This window comes from Sphingobacterium detergens, from assembly GCF_003610355.1.
In the GTDB taxonomy this organism is placed as follows: Bacteria; Bacteroidota; Bacteroidia; order Sphingobacteriales; family Sphingobacteriaceae; genus Sphingobacterium; species Sphingobacterium detergens.
In genome coordinates, this window is record NZ_RAPY01000001.1 from 994,211 (window position 1) to 1,013,085 (window position 18,875).

At 37.0% G+C, this 18,875-nt stretch carries 17 protein-coding genes; 3 read left to right on the plus strand and 14 right to left on the minus strand.

Features of this window, described 5'->3' with window-relative positions; all coding sequences use genetic code 11:
- Positions 1 to 130 precede the first annotated feature (130 nt).
- Complete coding sequence (locus DFQ12_RS04325; RefSeq protein ID WP_147420325.1) at positions 131 to 772, minus strand: hypothetical protein; 642 nt, start codon at positions 770 to 772, stop codon at positions 131 to 133.
- Between the two features lie 102 nt (positions 773 to 874).
- Positions 875 to 1,513, minus strand: coding sequence for a tetratricopeptide repeat protein (locus tag DFQ12_RS04330; protein ID WP_120257777.1), 639 nt, complete (start codon positions 1,511 to 1,513; stop codon positions 875 to 877).
- A gap of 339 nt (positions 1,514 to 1,852) precedes the next feature.
- Here DFQ12_RS04330 and DFQ12_RS04335 point away from each other — a divergent pair, with 339 nt between their 5' ends.
- The gene (locus tag DFQ12_RS04335) at positions 1,853 to 2,518 is read left to right on the plus strand and encodes a hypothetical protein (RefSeq protein WP_120257778.1); all 666 of its coding nucleotides are present in this window, start codon (positions 1,853 to 1,855) and stop codon (positions 2,516 to 2,518) included.
- Between the two features lie 190 nt (positions 2,519 to 2,708).
- On the opposite strand, the gene DFQ12_RS04340 is transcribed toward DFQ12_RS04335, so the two are convergent.
- From DFQ12_RS04340 to DFQ12_RS04350, 3 genes are all read right to left on the minus strand, one after another.
- Positions 2,709 to 2,984 (minus strand): hypothetical protein, encoded by a 276-nt coding sequence (locus tag DFQ12_RS04340; RefSeq protein WP_120257779.1) that lies wholly within the window; start codon positions 2,982 to 2,984, stop codon positions 2,709 to 2,711.
- A gap of 71 nt (positions 2,985 to 3,055) precedes the next feature.
- Positions 3,056 to 3,652, minus strand: a complete 597-nt coding sequence (locus tag DFQ12_RS04345) for a hypothetical protein (protein WP_120257780.1) — start codon at positions 3,650 to 3,652, stop codon at positions 3,056 to 3,058.
- 238 nt (positions 3,653 to 3,890) lie between these two features.
- Positions 3,891 to 4,718 (minus strand): hypothetical protein, encoded by an 828-nt coding sequence (locus DFQ12_RS04350; RefSeq protein ID WP_147420326.1) that lies wholly within the window; start codon positions 4,716 to 4,718, stop codon positions 3,891 to 3,893.
- 161 nt (positions 4,719 to 4,879) lie between these two features.
- Here DFQ12_RS04350 and DFQ12_RS04355 point away from each other — a divergent pair, with 161 nt between their 5' ends.
- Positions 4,880 to 5,704 carry a helix-turn-helix domain-containing protein gene (locus tag DFQ12_RS04355; protein WP_120257782.1) on the plus strand — a complete coding sequence of 275 codons (825 nt, stop codon included), beginning with the start codon at positions 4,880 to 4,882 and terminating at the stop codon, positions 5,702 to 5,704.
- 76 nt (positions 5,705 to 5,780) lie between these two features.
- A complete protein-coding gene (locus tag DFQ12_RS04360; protein WP_120257783.1) occupies positions 5,781 to 6,380 on the plus strand; it encodes an NAD(P)H-dependent oxidoreductase in 600 nt (199 codons plus the stop codon).
- A gap of 288 nt (positions 6,381 to 6,668) precedes the next feature.
- Here DFQ12_RS04360 and DFQ12_RS04365 read toward each other — a convergent pair whose 3' ends face one another.
- The 9 genes from DFQ12_RS04365 to DFQ12_RS04405 all read right to left on the minus strand — a co-directional run bounded on the left by DFQ12_RS04365 (position 6,669) and on the right by DFQ12_RS04405 (position 18,822).
- On the minus strand, positions 6,669 to 7,742 hold the full coding sequence (locus DFQ12_RS04365; RefSeq protein WP_120257784.1) for an NAD(P)H-dependent flavin oxidoreductase: 1,074 nt from the start codon (positions 7,740 to 7,742) through the stop codon (positions 6,669 to 6,671).
- A 96-nt stretch (positions 7,743 to 7,838) separates the two neighbouring features.
- Positions 7,839 to 8,408 (minus strand): Crp/Fnr family transcriptional regulator, encoded by a 570-nt coding sequence (locus DFQ12_RS04370; protein ID WP_120257785.1) that lies wholly within the window; start codon positions 8,406 to 8,408, stop codon positions 7,839 to 7,841.
- Between the two features lie 298 nt (positions 8,409 to 8,706).
- A complete protein-coding gene (locus DFQ12_RS04375) occupies positions 8,707 to 9,198 on the minus strand; it encodes a GNAT family N-acetyltransferase (RefSeq protein ID WP_120257786.1) in 492 nt (163 codons plus the stop codon).
- A 285-nt stretch (positions 9,199 to 9,483) separates the two neighbouring features.
- Positions 9,484 to 10,473: a hypothetical protein gene (locus DFQ12_RS04380; protein WP_120257787.1), complete on the minus strand. Its 990-nt coding sequence runs from the start codon at positions 10,471 to 10,473 to the stop codon at positions 9,484 to 9,486.
- Between the two features lie 329 nt (positions 10,474 to 10,802).
- The gene (locus DFQ12_RS04385; RefSeq protein WP_120257788.1) at positions 10,803 to 12,047 is read right to left on the minus strand and encodes a ComEC/Rec2 family competence protein; all 1,245 of its coding nucleotides are present in this window, start codon (positions 12,045 to 12,047) and stop codon (positions 10,803 to 10,805) included.
- Positions 12,044 to 12,961: a glycerophosphodiester phosphodiesterase family protein gene (locus DFQ12_RS04390; RefSeq protein WP_208642433.1), complete on the minus strand. Its 918-nt coding sequence runs from the start codon at positions 12,959 to 12,961 to the stop codon at positions 12,044 to 12,046. The genes DFQ12_RS04385 and DFQ12_RS04390 overlap by 4 nt, the downstream gene beginning before the upstream one ends.
- A gap of 25 nt (positions 12,962 to 12,986) precedes the next feature.
- Complete coding sequence (locus tag DFQ12_RS04395; protein WP_120257789.1) at positions 12,987 to 14,384, minus strand: RagB/SusD family nutrient uptake outer membrane protein; 1,398 nt, start codon at positions 14,382 to 14,384, stop codon at positions 12,987 to 12,989.
- Between the two features lie 72 nt (positions 14,385 to 14,456).
- On the minus strand, positions 14,457 to 17,927 hold the full coding sequence (locus tag DFQ12_RS04400) for a SusC/RagA family TonB-linked outer membrane protein (protein ID WP_120257790.1): 3,471 nt from the start codon (positions 17,925 to 17,927) through the stop codon (positions 14,457 to 14,459).
- A 79-nt stretch (positions 17,928 to 18,006) separates the two neighbouring features.
- Positions 18,007 to 18,822, minus strand: a complete 816-nt coding sequence (locus DFQ12_RS04405; protein ID WP_120257791.1) for a FecR family protein — start codon at positions 18,820 to 18,822, stop codon at positions 18,007 to 18,009.
- Positions 18,823 to 18,875: the final 53 nt, after the last annotated feature.

An 18,875-nucleotide genomic window follows, 5' to 3' on the forward strand; every position in this document is an offset into this window, starting at 1 on the left:
GATACACGAATTTACGTCTTTATATTGTCATTCTAGCAGCAATTCCTTTTATTTTATCTTTGTTACTTTTTCAATTTTGTTCAGATTGACTGTAAAATGATCTCCAAATGCAATATTCAATCGACAATAATTAATATCGGTTTTTATCAGAAAATTTAAAATCCTGTATTTTGGGTAAAGGTCGTATTAAAACCCTTTTTTTTCTTACTTTCGGTGCTTCGGCTGAACCTAATTTTTCATCGGATTCGGTTCGAACCCCCGTAATCAGGTTAAATTTTGTTTCCGTGAATATGGTGTTTTCGTCAATATAGCCCTTAGTTGTGTCGCTTGTGAGCTTATCAACATAAATCAATTCAAAATTGCCCTTGTTATATTTGAAGTGGTAAGTAATGTTTCCTCCCTTAATTTCACTCCACATTTTTAAAACTCCTTTTTCTATAAAGAAATTCGGAATTTGAAAGCCATTAAATTTGCCATAGTTTTCAGTAGGAAATTGCGGTTCGATGATCTTATCGGACGATACCGCCAACGTTAGCTTTCCATTAGGCTGAGACAGGAAAACTTGTAATCTCAACGGCCTTGTTTCATCAACAGTATCCATTTTCACAGTTATTTTGTCCATTTTACCATCGTGATTTAAGTCCCCCTTTTCTTCTCTAACCTGATAAGTATAATTGTTTTTATTTTTAACACTTTGAGAGAATCCACTCATTGGGACTACAATTAAAATGAATATAAGGTAAGGGTAAAAATTTTTATTAATTCTATCCATCTTGTTTAGTTCTGGCCTGCTTTTCGAGTTCACCCTAAATCCCGTAAATGCATTTTCTTTTCATTAAATTTTCCCGATGTGCCAAGCGTTTTTTGTGTTTAATCAGTACGCCCCTTCAAGTTCTTTATAATCTGCATCTCTACCCTGTTGGCGGTAGAGTTCTAAGAGTTTGTTATAAGAGTTAATTCCTCCTGATTTATGTTTGTATACGGCAGATTTCCAATATTTTTCGGCGTTTTTTAGATCACCAAGCTCATAATAAGCTTCACCCAATATAGCCTTAACATAGACATTGTCCTTATTTTTTAGCAACACTTGGACTGCCTCGTCATATTGTTTCAATTTTATATAGGCACTTCCTAGCGCGTAAACCTGTGTAGTATCCCCCGCTTCCACCATTGGTTTAAGATAGGTTATCACATCGTTGTAAGATCCATCTCTTAGGCTGAAGTTAGCAAGAGTTTCTGTTGCTTTTTTATCCCCCTTCTCCGATGCCAATATGTAATATTTTTTAGCTTTTTCGGGCTGGTGGGTATTACTGTACAATAATGCTAGTTTGCTAATTGCTTCTACACTACCCTCTTCGATGGCAAGTTGATAATGTTTGATTGCTTCCTCAGTTTTTCCATCATTATTAAGACGGTCAGCTTTGTCTTCATTAGAACTATTACATGAGGCAAATGCAATTAGTATTGCAATAGAAATTAAGTTCCATATTCCAAAAATTGTATGCTTATTCATAGCTGTAAATAATATATTGAATTAAAAATAAGGATAAAGGATTTAAATATGTAAAGTTTATTTTTTGTTTACAGCTTGTAGGCCCTTTTAACTGATTATTGACATAATGTAAATATAACTGAAAATCGAACTACTTAAAACTGTCCATAAATCTCTGTAAATGGTTGTTCATATCGTACTTCAATTTCCACATTATTACATCAGCAATAAAATTGCTTAGAATCTGATAATTTGCCGTTTTTCTCCCATTACCCGTTCGCATATTGCCAATCATAAATCCTGAAAGAAATCTAAAAATATATCGTGATTATATCCTAGTTTAGTAAGAAATATAAACCCATGGAAGAAACTAATTTTTACACAGATATTATTGAAAGCATCAAACTTATTTTTTCCTTCTTGCAAAAAAAATATGGTTTCTCAGATTTTGAAGAACGCCAAATTGCTTATGAAATGCATTATGAGGCTCATAAAGATGATATAATGATTGATATTTGGTTTGAAGCAATTGTATCTACCCCAATTTGGGCAAAAATAAACAACTATTACATTGATAATCTCGAGCTTGAAAACGAAAATATAAAAAGGTACAATAAAAGATTAGATGAAATATATGACACTATAGAGGAAAATTCTGATACGAAATGTTTTGAAAATAAATTCTCTCAATACTATAAATATGGCCAGGAGCTTAACACATTTTATCTGACCGAAATTGCAAACCTACTAAAAAGGTATTCTTCTGTATTAGAAGGTAATTTTGAACTACTGGAAGCTAATACGCAATTACTTATCGCTGCTAATAAAAAAGAGACCGACGCCCTTCGAATAGAAAAAGGCACTTACACAATTGAGTTTCAATTATTTTCGAAAGATGATTACGATATGTATGTAGAATTTGACTCTTTGGAAGACGCAAAAAGATATCTATCAGAAGATGATACTATAAAAGTTTACAGAATATTGGATTGCTATATGAATGAAATAAATTGGAATGCAGAGTAGTGAAGCCATTTGATTCAAATGATATGAGTCCAATCTTCTCTAAAGTTTATGGGATAAGATCTTTTTATTCTTGTTGCTTGTCAACTGGACGATTGTTAAGATAGTCTTTCCATGGAAACCCACTCTAATTAACTAATGTTACAGTTGTCAATTGTACTTTTGTCAGGATGTATTCAAATACCTAATGCTACTAGCCCATTCTCATCAACATTGTTTTTAATCTTCTTTCCAGCCCGGTATTTCCAACACAATCTACTGGACGGAGATGATCCAAAGCTGGTATTTTTCTTTCAGCCCATGCTAATGCCGCATCCCCAACTATTCCTACTATAACATAGACTAAAGACTCGTCAAGAAATCTATTTTTCAATTCCGTTAATACCGCTAGCTGGGGCATAGACCTATACAGCGTGGAAAATGCAGTCCATTCTTCATCCCCAGGGTAATATTGTTCCAATTTTATCATCTTTTAAAAACGTCTAAATCATCCTTGTATGCTTTCTTGTAAAATTCTAATATCATATTCATATATTGCACTTACATTTTTTTAAACTTGCCATTGTTTAGTAAAACATATGTTTCTGTTTCAAAAATGGGTTCTTCATTCATCCAATTTGAGCTCGTTATGACTATTTTGTCTTTTTCAACTTGGCTCCTTTTACCAAATGCAGATTCTGCTATTTCGTCATAAGCAATTTGAAGTCTATCGATGATTTGGTATTTTTTATTTACTGTAATCAATGTTGTGAAGAGCTCGTGTTCACCGCACTGATAGCTAACAACAATGGAAGTAAAATTTTCAGAGAAAGGTATTTTATATTTTAACCTGAAGTCTGTTGCATCGTTACATCCAGGATCAAACTTTATGCGTTTCAGAAAACCTGTGTCATATACTCCAGATTTTTCAACATTGTCGAAAGTAGTACTGTCGATTATTGGAAGATCTCTTAGAGGAAGCTGTGCCAATAAGTCTAGATCATAATTGAAAATTTCTTTGCCTTTTTCTATAATAGCGCCATCATCTCCAATACTTTTTGTTATTAGCGGTATTTTTGTAGTTTTCTTTTCCGTTTTGCTGTCGCAGCCTAAGAAAAAAAATACTGTTATCAACAGTAGTGTAAACAGTTTTTGCATGCTTATTCTATTTTCAGATCTATTCAATGATTAAACTCAATTTTCTATTTAAAAACTCCTTTTCTATAAATGCAGAGAGTTCCTCCTCGCTCAAAGTTGGATGGATATCATTACCGAGCCATTTCAACAAATTTCTGTGAAGAACATATGCTAATAATTTTGTTGTCGATTTGGGCAGCATAGCTTCGCCCGATATTCTATATTCTCAGCACAGACTAAAAGTGAATGACATGTATATTTACCAGCATTGTTTATCTGATACAGCATATTCTACACATTGATCAATGGTCTTCAGTTTGCCCCGAACGATTTTATTTTTATAAAGCTTTCTTTCTCTGCTGTCACTTACACCCGTTATTAAATATTTCCCTGTTTTGTCCCATCCATAGAAAGCCGCTTTATCAAAAAAATCTGGCACGAATATAAATTTACTTTCTTTTTCAGACCACTTGTAAAATTGGTACATATCATTGTCTCTCATGGAGCTTTCTAGATCCAGAATAAGAAGGTCTTCATATCCATCATTATCCATATCTATTATTGTTATAAAATTATAATCTCCATTACGAAAAGTCATTCTTTTTCTACTTACAAACTCATTTTCTTTAAATTCTTTATCCTTATAATAACCATAGGTATAATAATATGAACCGCTATTTATTGTTTGCCAATGCTGAAGTTCAATAGTTCCTTCAATACATCTGTAAGCAGACATCGGTAAAAAGCTATTTGTCCCTTTCTCTATTTCAGCAATTGTATAATTTTTTCCTCTTAACAAATCTTCAGACTTAGCGAGTAGCAATCGAATGTCTATCTTTCTTTCATTAATTTCTAAGGGAATTGTTACGACATATTTTGACGGAATATGCAATGTAGCAATATATTTTTGCACACCTTGTTTCCTGATAGACTTAGGCTTAGGTATTCGACCATCGATCACTGTAGAATCAATTTTAGCTAAATTGATATCTTCATCGTTTGAAATGCTTTTAGACTGATTTCTTGTACAAGAAATCAACAACATGAGTACAAAAACATATGCTATTATTGTAGTTGTCGATTTCATAAACTTGAACTATTAATTTCTATAAGTCAAAAGTATGGAAAAGAAATAGTTACTCGCTACAAAAAGCTATGTTTTAGTATTGTAAATGTGAAAGACTGTAAGATAGAAATGATCTTATATCTAGCTTATGAATGTTTTTTCTTAAATTGTAAGCTATAAAAATGAAATCCAGTAAACTAACATATTATGATTACAGAATTCCCTCTCCTCCAGAGTTTGAAACAGTATTCTCTCATTTTTATTTTGCGGAAAATAGGACTGAAATAACAATAACCAAAACCCTATTGCCATCTTTCCAAACCATCATGGTTTTTAATTTCGGAGCGTCTGCATTTTTGATTTCCAAGCAAAACACGAAAATCAAGGTTGGAAAATGTATTGTTTTGGGACCAATTAAGTCCGCATTTGAATATGGTATCCCTCCAAACTCCAGCATACTGGTTCTCAATTTCAAAGATGATTCATTCTACCGTTTTTTTGGCAAAGCATTTTTATCTAATCATTTGCCGATTCATCCCGATGAAGCAATGGAAGAAAATTGTTTTACTAGTCTATGGGCACAATTGAATAGTATAGATGGTGTACAGGAAAAGGTGGCACATATTCTCAATTTCTGCCGGCCCTATCTCAACCTTCAAAATGTAACTTCTAATCTATTAGCTAATTTCAAATCGGATACAATAAATCCAATCAAGTCTATTGCAGAAAAAGCGCGGCAAAGTGAAAGAAACATTCAATTGATTCATAAAAAGCACTTTGGTTTCAGCGCCAAGGAGATCATCCGTTATCATCGTTTCTTTAAAGCGATTGAATTGATTCAACAGATAGATTTTTCCAAAGAAAAGGTAAACTGGTTTGAAATTATCGATAAATGCGGCTATTATGATCAAAGCCAGCTTATTCACGACTTTAAACATTTTATTAATCTTTCGCCTAGGAACTACCTAAAGTTCCAGCAGGATATCTGTCAAGCTACCAGCAAATAGCTATTTTCGTTTTCATACAATTTTCCTGATTTGCCCTATTTTAAATTTGTACTGTTCAATCAAATATAGTAACGCTATGAAACATCTCATTATTTATGCCCATCCAAATCAGGAAAGTTTGAATGGTCAGTTTAAACAAGCTATTGAAAAAAATCTAGTACAGCAGAAACAGGATGTAATCGTCAGAGATCTTTACACGCTCGGATTTGATCCTGTGCTGTCTTTGGAAGATATGACAGCACAGCGAAAAGGCATTGTCAATGAACTTATTAAAAAAGAGCAGGAATATATTAAGTGGGCGGATATAGTCACCTTTATCTACCCAATCTGGTGGACCGGTATGCCTGCGATTATGAAAGGATACATTGACAGGGTATTTAGTTATGGATTTGCCTATCGTTATGATCAGGGTATACAAAAAGGACTATTAACTGGAAAACAAGCGATAATTCTCAATACGCATGGAAAATCTAATGAAGAGTATAGCACTATCGGTATGGATAAGGCATTACTGCTGACATCCGATAAAGGTATCTACACCTATTGTGGATTTCAGGTCACAGCGCATTTCTTTTTTGATAAAGCCGATCGTGCCACCCCTGAGGTTATTGAAATATGGCTTTCTAAAATCACAGATGTATATACTACAATGAACACTCAGCTTTCTAATTGTTAGAGCTCATAGTATAAGGAAAGTCCTCTAGCTCACTCAATTTTATTATGTCGTTACGATAGTATTAGTGGGATGGAACTATTTCGATTTATACAAAACATCTGTGGTTATTGATCATAAGGAATGCGATTAATAAAAGTTTAAAAAAAGGCAGGATATTAAAACCCTGTCTTTCATTCGTTTACTTCACAGTCTAGAACATTAGTACTAATGAATGCAAAAACCAATACTTCAATGACTGGAACTTTATCATAACTGCAGCTATGCAATAATTTCGGATAATTTCCTTTTTTATTCGAATGTTGTCATTTCAGTAGTGATGTGCTCAATTAAATCTTTGGCCCGGCGGAACTTTAAGATTGATGCCGCTTGTCCTGACCAAAATGGTTTCAATTCGGTATCAGACTCTGTATTCGCGGGATACGCACCAAGTTTTCCCAAGATCTTGCCCTGAAACGGGTATGGAGCCAATTGTTCTTGATAATCCTTCAATTCTTCTGTCAATCTGTTCTTGATTGCTCGAGATAATCTTCCAGTAAATATTTTGGTTAGTGTGGTATATTGTGCCTCAATTGAGAATAATTTCTGCCGATATGTTTGACTTGCACCCGATTCTTGGGTGGCCAAAAATGCTGTCCCAATCTGTACCGCATCTGCACCAAGTGAAAATGCGGCTTTTACGCCTCGAGAATCAGCGATACCACCTGCAGCTATAACTGGAATCCTAACATGATCGGCGATCTGAGGGATCAAGGAAAATGTACCTATGAGACTTTCCTCAGCTTTATCTAGAAATGAGACTCGATGCCCACCGGCATCAAAGCCTGTAGCGACTATGGCATCAATTCCCGAATTTTCAATAGCAATAGCTTCATCCAATGTGGTAGCTGCGCCTACAGTTTTGATATTCAATTGGCGGCATTTTTCTAAAATATCTACTGAGGGTATGCCATAAACGAAACTAAATACAGCTGGCCTTATTGCGAAAATAGCTTCAATTTGATTCTCAAAAGACGGACTATCAGGGAGTGGAAACTGGGGTGGCTCTATTCCCGCTTCATTAAAATAGGGTTTAAATAGTTGAATTACTTCCCGAAGGGCAAGTTCATTAAAATCCTCAATTTTATCATCCTGACTTTTTACCCAAAGATTGAGATTGAAAGGCTTGTTGGTCTTTTCCCTAATTTCTTCTGAAATTGCAATAATTTCATTTGCATAAAAAGGTTGACAGCCATAAGAGCCTAATCCTCCACTGTTGGACACGATAGCAGCGAGATCTGTAGATGATATTTTTCCCCCGAAAGGTCCTTGAACAATAGGCAAATCAATGCCTAGTAACCGAGTAAGTTTTGTGTCATTCCACATTGTTTACATTTTTAATATTTTACAATGTAAAACTCACTCTATTTCTACTACTATAGAAGGATCTACCGCACAAAAAAAATGTGATATAGATCAAAATTATTTTGTGGAATAAAGTCGGCTAAGGGTTTCCCGGCTAACGCCAAGATAAGATGCTAAGATGTGCTTTGGTAGTTTCTGTACAAGCGATGGATACTCTAATAGAAATTTTTCATAACGCTGTTTTGCACTACTACTCAGCAAAGAAAGGATCCGATTCTGCAAGGCAACATTCCTACGATTGGTTTTCTTTCTAAAGAAATGTTCGATCTGATGGAACTCACGACATAGTTTTTCTCTATTATCGTTACTCAGACACAGTACTTCGGTATCTTCTAAGCAATCAATATTGACAATCGCATTTTTCTGGTAATAATAGGCTTCATAATCGGTAATCCACCAATCTTTTAATGCAAAAAGTAAAATATGCATCTTTCCATTTTCATCACTATAGTAAGATTTCACGCAACCTGAAAGCAAAAAATAATCGAAAGTAACATGTTGGCCATCTTGTACCAAAAACTGATGTTTTTTAAACTTTTTATATGTAAAGTGACCTAATATGTAATCAAATTCTTCGGGCTGGATAGCAATAATCTTCTGAAACTGATCTCTTAGAATTTCGCTCATGTTAATAACGCATATTTCAACTTATAGAAAGTTTAAGTGGATTTTAATATTCATCTCCTAAAATTACAAAATTAAAATGCTTAGCACAGCAGATTTCAAGGATTAACTTAAATAAACTGACATCCCTGACAATTGAGACATTTTGGAAGGTTTCTCATACATTTGCCTTTCTACAACTGGAAAAACAAAGTGTAAACGATTATAAGGTCAAGGAGTACGATCACAGCATAAAACACTGTCATATGGACTGGATTTCAGATAACATGAGCACAGGTCGTTTCATCACATGATTAAAACGCTATAAAACTGCTTTTTCATAGCAATTGAACAAGCCTTTACGAAAAGTGACAGTACCAACAAATTTATATCCCTTTTTTATATATACAGCATTTGCCTGATTATTCAGCGAAAAAGCATCAAAACGAATCGATTTATATCGATTTTCTAAAGCGTATTGCTCTACATAACGAATCATCTGGCTTGAGATCCCCTTTCCTTGAGCAGAGGGTTTTACGTAGAGACGATGAATAACAATAAACGGAACTGATGTCTCCCAGTTCAAATCATTATATTCTTCATCATAGCGTTCGTTAAGCGCCATATAAGCCAATACTTCACCCTTTTCTATGTAAACAAAACCTTCTCCCCTCTCGATATCCACTTTAAGCGTGTCTTTATTCGGATATTCCTGATCCCACTGATCAATCCCTTGATCGTGCATATGTGTTTTAACTTCGTCAAGAATCTTAACGGCTTGGATCAAATCTGTTGAATTAGCTTTTACAATCATTTTTTATAAAATTACTATTTTCTAGTTACACTTATATCCAAAATTTTCCCAAAAAGTAGATCTGTTGGTGTTCTATAATATATGAAAAAGGTTCCCAGCAAGTTTCAGCAGGATAATATCTGGCAATTTCTCACAAACTGACTAGTATTTCAAGCGTTTTGGCTAGTGCGATAAGTTTTAAGGCTTAATCAGTTGGTTGTGGGAATAAAAAGCATTACCCCAAATAGATACAATAGGAGCGGGTAATGAACCCTAAATGAAAGACCAATCTGTTAAATTGGTTTCTTAGAATCGAAATTCTCGTTTTTTTAATATTCCATCGCTATATATTTCGGTATAAATTAACCGTCCTTTTTTCCTGGTATTTAATATAGGTTCTCCGGTTTCTTCATTGTATTTTTGCAGTAATTTATAAAACCTCCATGTTCCAACAGGAGAACCATTTTTATACTCCGCTTCCAAGTAAGTATAGGGATCCGTGAATTCCGAATACCGATGTAAATCAATATGACCATTTGATTTAAACTCTATCCATTTCCCTTCTTTCTTATGGCTTTTCACCATTCCTTGCTCCTCATCATTTTTGTAGAAGCCATCATTATCATAGTATCTAGAAAATTTTCCAGACGGAAGAATCTGGTATTTTCGTAAAGGTCTTAATGTCAAGGGGTCTTCGCTAAATGCATAATCTTGTATGGAAATTATATAATTTTCAGTGATGTTAAATAAACTATAGTGTGCAAATCCCATTTCCCCCTCATGATGAAGATATATTCTTTTCATATCAATAAGCTTACTGTCCTTCGTTGAAATTAAGTACACTTTTTCAATAAACGGTTCAGCATAACGGACGGTATTATATACAGCCACAAAGTACAATGAATGCACTCCATAACTCAGAAAATTAGATGCAATTTTAATCCTATCATATTGCTCATTTACATTCTCACTAAATGGCAGAAAAACATCATATTCTTCGGGAAGTAATATCAGATCTTTTTTGATTACTTTTTCAAAGTTTAATGCATGGAGTTCTTTCAATTTATTTTCATTCTGAATGGTAGACAGAATGGCGTCAATGCTCCCTTGTTTCGAAATATCTGAATATCCAAATGGTAAAGTTATACGGTCAGTTTTATTTCTGTTAAAGAACAATGACCCCTTATCCGTCGAACGTACTTCTGTGTCTATTGCCTTATTTCCTATCTGAGCATTACTGTAGCTAGAAAAAAGGGAAAATAAAGTAATAAAATAAATGATATTAATTTTATACATATATAGCTATTATAGAAAGGGAACCATGAAATAGTAATTTTCTTCGAAAGAAGAATGACTTCGGACGGTACCCCATGTATACAACACAAATATCAATATCTGGTTTCTCAAATTAGTGCAAATACTAATATCCGTCTGCTACAATTTAATATTCGTAAATCTATTCTTGTAATTATCGATATTCCTTTTATTTACCATTTTCAGCCTCCGAGATGCCACCAATAAATAGAAAGGCCACTTTGAGGTTGTCCAAAGTGGCCTAATTATCAATAAATTCTTAATGGTTATCTAAATTGTACCTATGGTTCTGATACAATCGGCAAGGTTCTCTAGTCATCAGCGGTTAGAAGTCCGCTTTCCCATTTAACGGTACGATTGAATTCGTCCAATACATATACTTTGTAACTTTGGCCACCTTCAAATACGCGAAGAATAACGTGTCCACGAAATGACTGATATCCCTTTTGGAACCATGGACCATAAGTAACCAAAGTTTCATCATGCATATTGGTTGAGAATAACAACCTCTCTTTTCGCTTCCCCAAATTCCGCAGCCTATAGTAAACTTCTTGTCCGGGCTGATCTGAACTATAGACTTGTTGAATGGCAATTTTCGGATCCAGCGTCGCTATAAGGTTTGCGTTGTTAGCATCGCGATTTCCATGATGATCCAATACCATCGCATCGACTCGTCCGACAGCTTTGGCAATAGACGTTTCTACATCAAACCAAGATGGTACTGAGCCGTCGTGCAAACCGGTATTGTCAGCACCAGCATAGTAGTCAAACTTACCATAACGGAACTTTAAAGCCATACTCAATGGATTTTCATTATACCCCCCTTTGTAGAAGTCGAGCATATCTCTAGCTGAAAAAAGTTCAGTCCTTTCATTACTTTGGGGATTCCATACCTGCGCATTATTTTTGATATTCAGAATATGTACCATTGGAAAAGCTTTAGGATCTTTTGTCAACACGATCTGATCTTGACGTCCAACTTGCAAAGATTGAATGGTATACAAACGACTATCAACCAATTGGAGATATCGCTGAAATAACTTATCATCCTTCAATTTAACTCTTAGATCCAAAGGAAAGTCGTAATTTGGATAACTACGGTCAATGATAGTTTTAACATCCAGTCTCGGCAGCAGATCCATTACGGCACCATAATGGTCACTATGGAAATGACTGATAACAGCATAATCCAACACTACTGGACCTCGCTGGCTCCCAGTGGCCCACTCTATGTACTCAATCAGCGCATCCTGAATGGTACCAGTCGATGCGTAGCGGAGACCGATCGCTTTCAATGGCGCATTATTTTTCTCAAAACCCTTTTTATCCACTGTTCCAGCATCCAATAAGATACGTGTCCCATCGGGCATCATAATAAAGGTGCAATTTCCCTCCCCTGTATTAATGTGATGTATATCCATGTACCCTTTTTTCCAAAACGGAAATTTCTGCTGTACTGAAGTTCCATGCTTGACCGGGGATAGCTGTGCCAACAGTAATGGTGCTTCTAATGCGAAGAATAGCACTAACATTCCTAGTTTTCTAATCATCTTCATGGGTTCTGCTTTTTGCTCTTTAAATACTTTATCAAAAGCGCCGGACGGTCGGTTTGAATCATGTTAACATGATTCTCCAGAAACCAATCATAAATGGATGGGTCAGTTACAGCTCTTTCGTCATCATGCCCAGCATTCTGCTTGGGCCAGAGTGAATTAACCCAGATATTGATCCCCTGTTGCCGTAATTCTTGAAATCTTTTCAATATGTCCTCCTGGCCCTTGTTTATCGTGAATTCTACCGCAATGGGTTTATAATTTCGAAGATGGTTATCCAATAAAACCTTCGCATTGGAACTGTTCATATTAATAATTGGCATGAAACTTACCTCTTCAAAGCCTTTACCCAGTTTTTCTTTGATTTCCTCATACGATTTATTGGCTTTAAGCACGATCTGATCCAGCGTTCCTGTAGATTTAGCAATCGCATAACAGATAGGGAACAACTCAAAACCCTTGTCAATATTAACAAGAATGTGCCCCTTGCAGGTTAACAATGCTTCTTCTAAGGTTGGGATACGATGTGACGTGGCTATACCGAGTCCGTCTTTGAGAAATAGGTTCTTTAGACTGTCCAACGTCCAGTCTCCGACCCTTCCTTTTCCGGTAGTTGTACGGTCAATAGTGGAGTCGTGCATTAATACCGCTTTTCCATCTTTAGTCAGTTGTACATCGATCTCGACCATATCCACCCCCATTGAAATACAGTTTTTGATTGCCTGAACGGAGTTTTCGGGCGCATTGCGCCAATCGCCGCGATGGGCAATGACCCAAACTTTTTCACTGGGTGAATTCCGCAGTTGCGCTGTTGTCCGCTCGATGTTCGTAGTGCTGGCAACCCTCTCTTGTGCTGGTAACTGCTGTACAAAAAGTAGCAGCATATAGAAATAAAACAGCCTGATATTTATCTTCATGGATTTAAAAGCTTCAATTTTCTAATTATTTAGTATAACCTGGATTTTGTAAGATACTCTGATCAGTCGCGGTCTGGCTTGCAGGAATAGGAAGCAACAACTTATTGTTGTCTGTCAATCCCAAAAGCAGCGCAGCACGTCCCCGACGGATAATATCAAACCAGCGGTGGCCTTCAAAAACGAGTTCTTTGCGACGCTGCATATCAATTTCCTCAAAAATATCTTGTTTTGTCAAAGCTCCTTTATAAGGGCCTATACCTGCGCGCATCCGGATTTGATCAAGGTATTTCAAAGCTGATGTGGTACTGCCCAATTCATTTTCAATTTCAGCAAGCATCAGCAATACGTCCGCATAACGCAAGACAACAAAATCACTGCCGGCATCTTCAACGACAGTCACCGGAACGGCAATTTTATTGCTATAGGCTAAGCCTGAAACTAAGCTTTTGACATAACTTCCTTTACGTTTGTCCTGATCTGTAAATAGACCATAGAACTTGCTACTCAGCACACCATGACCTTTGGTTCCAGTCATCTTTCCTTCCACACGTCCCGTCGGATTAAACATCCGATAAGCGTCAGTACCTTCGCTGTTGGAATTAACACCTGAAGCAAACTGAACAGCAAAAATAATTTCCTTATTTAATTCATTGGCCACTGGAAAGACCTGTGTGATATCATCAAGCAACCCTTGTCCTGAGGCAGGACTAATCACTTCATCCAAAAAGGTTTTGGCATTCTGAAAATTACCTAAGGTTACTTCGACTTTCCCCATTAACGTTTGCGCAGCCGATTTTGTCGCGCGGCCTTTATTGGACTCTGTACGTGTTGGCAGCAAAGCAATAGCCTCTTTAAGATCTGTTTTTATCTGGTCGTAAACCTTTGCCTTTTCTGTACGGCCCTGACCAAATAGCTCCTGTGGATCTTTAATCTCATCAACCACAAGTGGCACATCCCCAAAACAGCGTACCAAATTAAAATAAAGCAGGGCGCGGATAAACTTCATTTCACCGATCCTATTTGATTTCAATTCTTCTTTGTTGAACGAAATGTCCTTAATTCTGTTGAGTACAATATTTGCATTCTGAATAGCCATATAGTGATCTCTCCAAACTGCCTCGATGAGGCCGCTTTGTGGTATATTGGTAAAATTGTCCAACATGCCATACTCGCCATTATCATTGGCAGGAGTTTCATCATAAGCGTCTTCACCGGGGATTTCACCAATAGCCAGCATGCCCAAGTTATAGATTCCTTTAAACTGTAAAGAACCATAGGTTGCATTTATCGCTTCTTCGATTTCCTTTTCATTTCGGTAAAACCGTTGCGCAACCTTCTCTGTTTCAGGATAGATCTTAAGTTCCTTTGTACAGCTCAGCATAGTAGCCGAACCAATCAAAAATATGTAGATTATTTTTTTCATCTCAATAAACTCCGTTCGTATAATTAATTTCTCTATTGACATTTCGTCTAAACGATGTTGTCATGGTTATCTTTAATAAGTTGCTTTGAGTCCAAAAGTTATTGTTCTAGCAATTGGATAGTTTCCTCCTGTATTGTATCCTGATGTTAGAATATTTTCCATGGTGGTACCATCGGGATTCCAGCCCCTAAACTTGGTTTTTGTAAATAAATTTGTACCTGAAACATAAAGCTGTAGGTCACTTAACTTTATCTTTTTCAAAAAGCTTGAATCAAAGTTATAGGCGAGGCGCACATTTCGTAACCGAAAGTAGTCGCCATTATTGCGTTGCACAACAACAGAACTGCGCACCAGCTTTCGGCTATTGGAAAAGTTACCAAAATTAGGCTGTCCCAGAAACCCTCCGGGATTGTTTTCGGGATGATATCTGTTTTCAAAATAGTACTGCGAGGGAACAGCGAAGCCTTCGCCGGATTCAGTCAGTGAAGACATATCACCGTCCAGCAATGTCCGTCCATAAATACTGGCAAAATCAAAACTAAAGTTAAATCGCTTATATGTGATATCTGAGCCAAAACCATAAGTCCACTTTGGTGCATATGAACCTTTTGAGGTTTTATCCTCCTCATTGATCTTACCATCGTTGTTGACATCGATTACGCGATAATCCCCTGTCAGCGTTCCGTCGAGATGTGGCGAATTATCTATCTCTGCCTGCGTTTTATATACACCATCAACGGTATAGGCGTAGATCTCCGCAATAGAACCACCTACTTTAGTCACGAAATTTTGATCGACACCAGTGGCTATCTTGTTTTGCCCCGGCCCTAACGCCAACACTTTGTTGCTATTACGCGTAGCATTGGCATTAAAACCAATAGCGACCTTACCAATCATAAAATTATTACCGGATAATTGAGCTTCAAAACCTTCGTTCTCCATTTCACCAACATTTGCAAGCGCCTCACTATAACCTGATTGAGCCGGAACAGGTACTTTGAGCAATAATCCTTTGGTATTCGTTTTGTAATAAGCCAGTGAGAGATTTAACCTATTTTTTAAAAACCCTAGATCCAAGCCTATATTTTGTGCATTGGCAATTTCCCAACCAAGGTTGGGATTGGAAGATGTACTCGTAATATACCCTGGTGCAACCGTTGATCCATTGAGATAATCATAGTTATATTTAGTATAGTCATTCACATTGGTAACCAACGCATAAGAACTATAGTTGCCAATTTGGTTATTTCCTGTCTTTCCCCAACTTAAAGCTAATTTGGCAAAATTTAGAAAATCATTTTCAGGAAAAAAATTCTCTTTGCTCATAACCCATCCAACGGATGCTGATGGAAAGTTTCCCCATCGGTTGTTTTCACCGAATCGAGAGGAACCATCACGGCGTAGCGCTAGCGAGACGAGATACTTTGCATCATAATCATATTGAATACGGGAAAGAAAGGATTCTAAGGTCCACATACCAATCTTAGGAACTGATCTTGTTGCACTCGCCCCCGCAATGTTCTGGATATTGTCATCCGCATATCCTGTCCCCGTAGTTTTATTTAAATTGATCCGTTCTTTCTGAAAAGTATGACCTATCAATACGTTAAATGAGTGCTTTTGAATTCGGAAGTCATAATTCAAGGTATTCTCTACGAGATAATTATAAGTTGATATCCGAGTTTGTGTTCCATCTGCGTCCGGTCTGGGCGCAGGAATCCGGTATGCCCCAACACTTAAAGGATAATAGAAGTCGGCTAAATAGGAATCGTAATCACCACCTAGGCTAAAACGGTATTTTAACCCTTTAATAATCTCATAATTGAGAAAGATATTACCAAATGTTTTGAACCGCTGGTTGAGTTTTTTGACCAATGTTGACGTCGCTAGCAAATTCTCCACGGGTGTACCATTAATCGCTACCCCTTCCAGAATACGTTGCTCTTGTACCAATTGGTCACTGATATTCAAACTACCATCTGCCTTGTAAGGACTATAAAATGGGAAAGAAAGTGGTATTAATCCCAAAGCGCCATCGCTTCTGCTAGATTGATCTCGTGCATTTTGGTGAGTATAACTTGGTTTGAGATGAATCCCGAAATCAAGTTTACTTGATATTTTGGTTTCCAAATTAACGGCAGCAGAATAACGTTGCATATCAGACCCGATGACGACTCCTTTTTGGTTAAAATACCCCAGTGAGGTGTAGAACTTTGACTGCGCGCCGCCACCGCTAATATTAACATTGTAGTTGGACATTGGCGCTGTTCGAAACGCTAAATCCATCCAGTCTGTATTTGTTAAACCTTGCTGACCGTCGAGATAAGGTCTTAGATAATCCAGCGAAAGCTCTCTCCCATCAATGTTCTTGCCATTGATTTTTTTCGTAACACGTACCGAATTTGGGTCAGAAGCACTGCGATTCCTTGGATCTTTGGATACATAGCCCCAATCTCGAGCTTCAGACAGGAATTGAGCCAACTGATAACCGTCCACAAGTTTTACGCCTGATGTCTGCTGCTGGAAACCGTAATAAGCATCAAAGCCTACTTTGGTCTTTTCGGCCCCCATCTTTCCCTCCTTGGTTGTCACCAGGATAACACCATTGGCAGCGCGTGAACCGTAAATTGCTGCGGATGCAGCATCTTTTAGAATATTAATACTTGCTATATCCGAAGGATTGATCGAGTTTAATGTATTTCCTTCGGATAGCGGGAAACCATCAACTACAATCAAAGGACTTGCCTCAGCAGTCAATGTACCTCGTCCCCGAATGACAATTTGAGCGCTCGCTCCCGGTTGGCCATCGGCCTGATTAATCACAACACCAGAAACCTTCCCTGCCAATTGTTGCTCAAAACTGGCCGCCGCAGTCTTCTCTAGGCTTTTGGCGTCAATCTTACTGACAGCACCCACGATTTTCGCCCGAGATTGCTCGCCATACCCAATCACCACGATTTCATCCAACAATCTATTTTTGGTATTTAATTTAATGTCAAGCTGATCTTGGCTCTCTATTGTTGTACGGAAGGTATCATAGCCCACATGAGAAACCATCAAAACTTTTTCTGGCACATTGGGCACAGCTAGTCGATAACTCCCATCTGCTTGAGACAATGTTTTAACGCTGCTATTTAGAAATTCTATCGTAACACCGCTAACAGGTTTGTTGTCTTGATCACGGATAACACCAACTAGGATCTGTTGTTGTTTAGCTGTCTTCATCAAACGTTTTACCGTAAGAACCTTATCCTTAACAAAGAAATCCAGCGGAAAATTCCTTTTGAGGAAATCTATGGATTCGTTCATCGTTTTAAACTGAAGCGCTGTTTCCTCCACATAAAGTCCCTGCAGGTCACTTTCTACATAGTACACTTGGTAACCAAACTGCTTGCCTAAGTTGTTGATCGCGGAGCGTAAGGACAGTGATTTTAGCTTGGCCTGCTGACCAAGAGTGTAAGGGGCCGCATTTGTCGATTCAGGAAATGCTGACCAAAACAATGAAAAAAGTATAGCAGAGGCTATAAAACTGTTTTTTTTCATAAATTTGAAATGATTTGAAAATTGATTCTAGTTATTTGAATTGATTTATTCACCGGTAATGGCTGTTACCGGTGTTTTTTTATTTTAACCTATATTGTTGTTCATTAATTCGCGTCGGTTTTAGGTTTAATGGGAAAGATATAATCTGTAGGATATCCTCAAAATTACCACTGAAAGCACCACTCACAACTTTGTCCTTTAGGCTATCTGGATAAGCTATTTTCATCTGGTAAGATTCTTCCAGTTGTTGTAATACGATAGCTAGCTCAGTGTGGTCAAACTTAAAAGTTCTTTTAGCGGATGGTAGCATATAATGCTTTTGTGTCGATCCCGCTTTAAAACACCAGGCCTCTTCGGGCATTAAATAGGTTGTATTCCCGTCTTTATTAATCTTAACTTTTCCCTCAAATAATTGCACCCGATGGTCGGTATCCGTTTGAATAAGATCAAACTTTGTACCCAGCACTTCAACATCAAAATCCATTGCATCAATCTGAAAAGGTCTATTTTTATCCTTAGCGATATCAAAATATCCCTTCCCTCTGAAAGCTACTTTTCGTATGCTACTCCCAAATTCGGTAGATATAGTCAGCTCACTAAAGGGTTCCATGATGATATGGCTACCATCTTTAAGGTATACAGTGTCACGATTGTTCATTGTAACAAAAGTGTACTGTTCTGCTACATTTTTGGGTTGAAATATAAACCACGCTCCTAACAGCAATACGGGAAGAATAAGTAGCATACTTTTCCTCTTTTTTCTTTTAGCCCGTTCCTTTTTCTGGATCCGTTGATCAATGTTTTCCCATAAGGATTCAGACGTCTCCTGCTTCACAGAGGGATCCTCTGAAATTGCATCCCAGATTTCTTTCGGATCTTTTTTTCCTTTTGCCATATCGTATAGATGGTATCTATAAACTATTACGTCTATACCCCTATATCGTACAC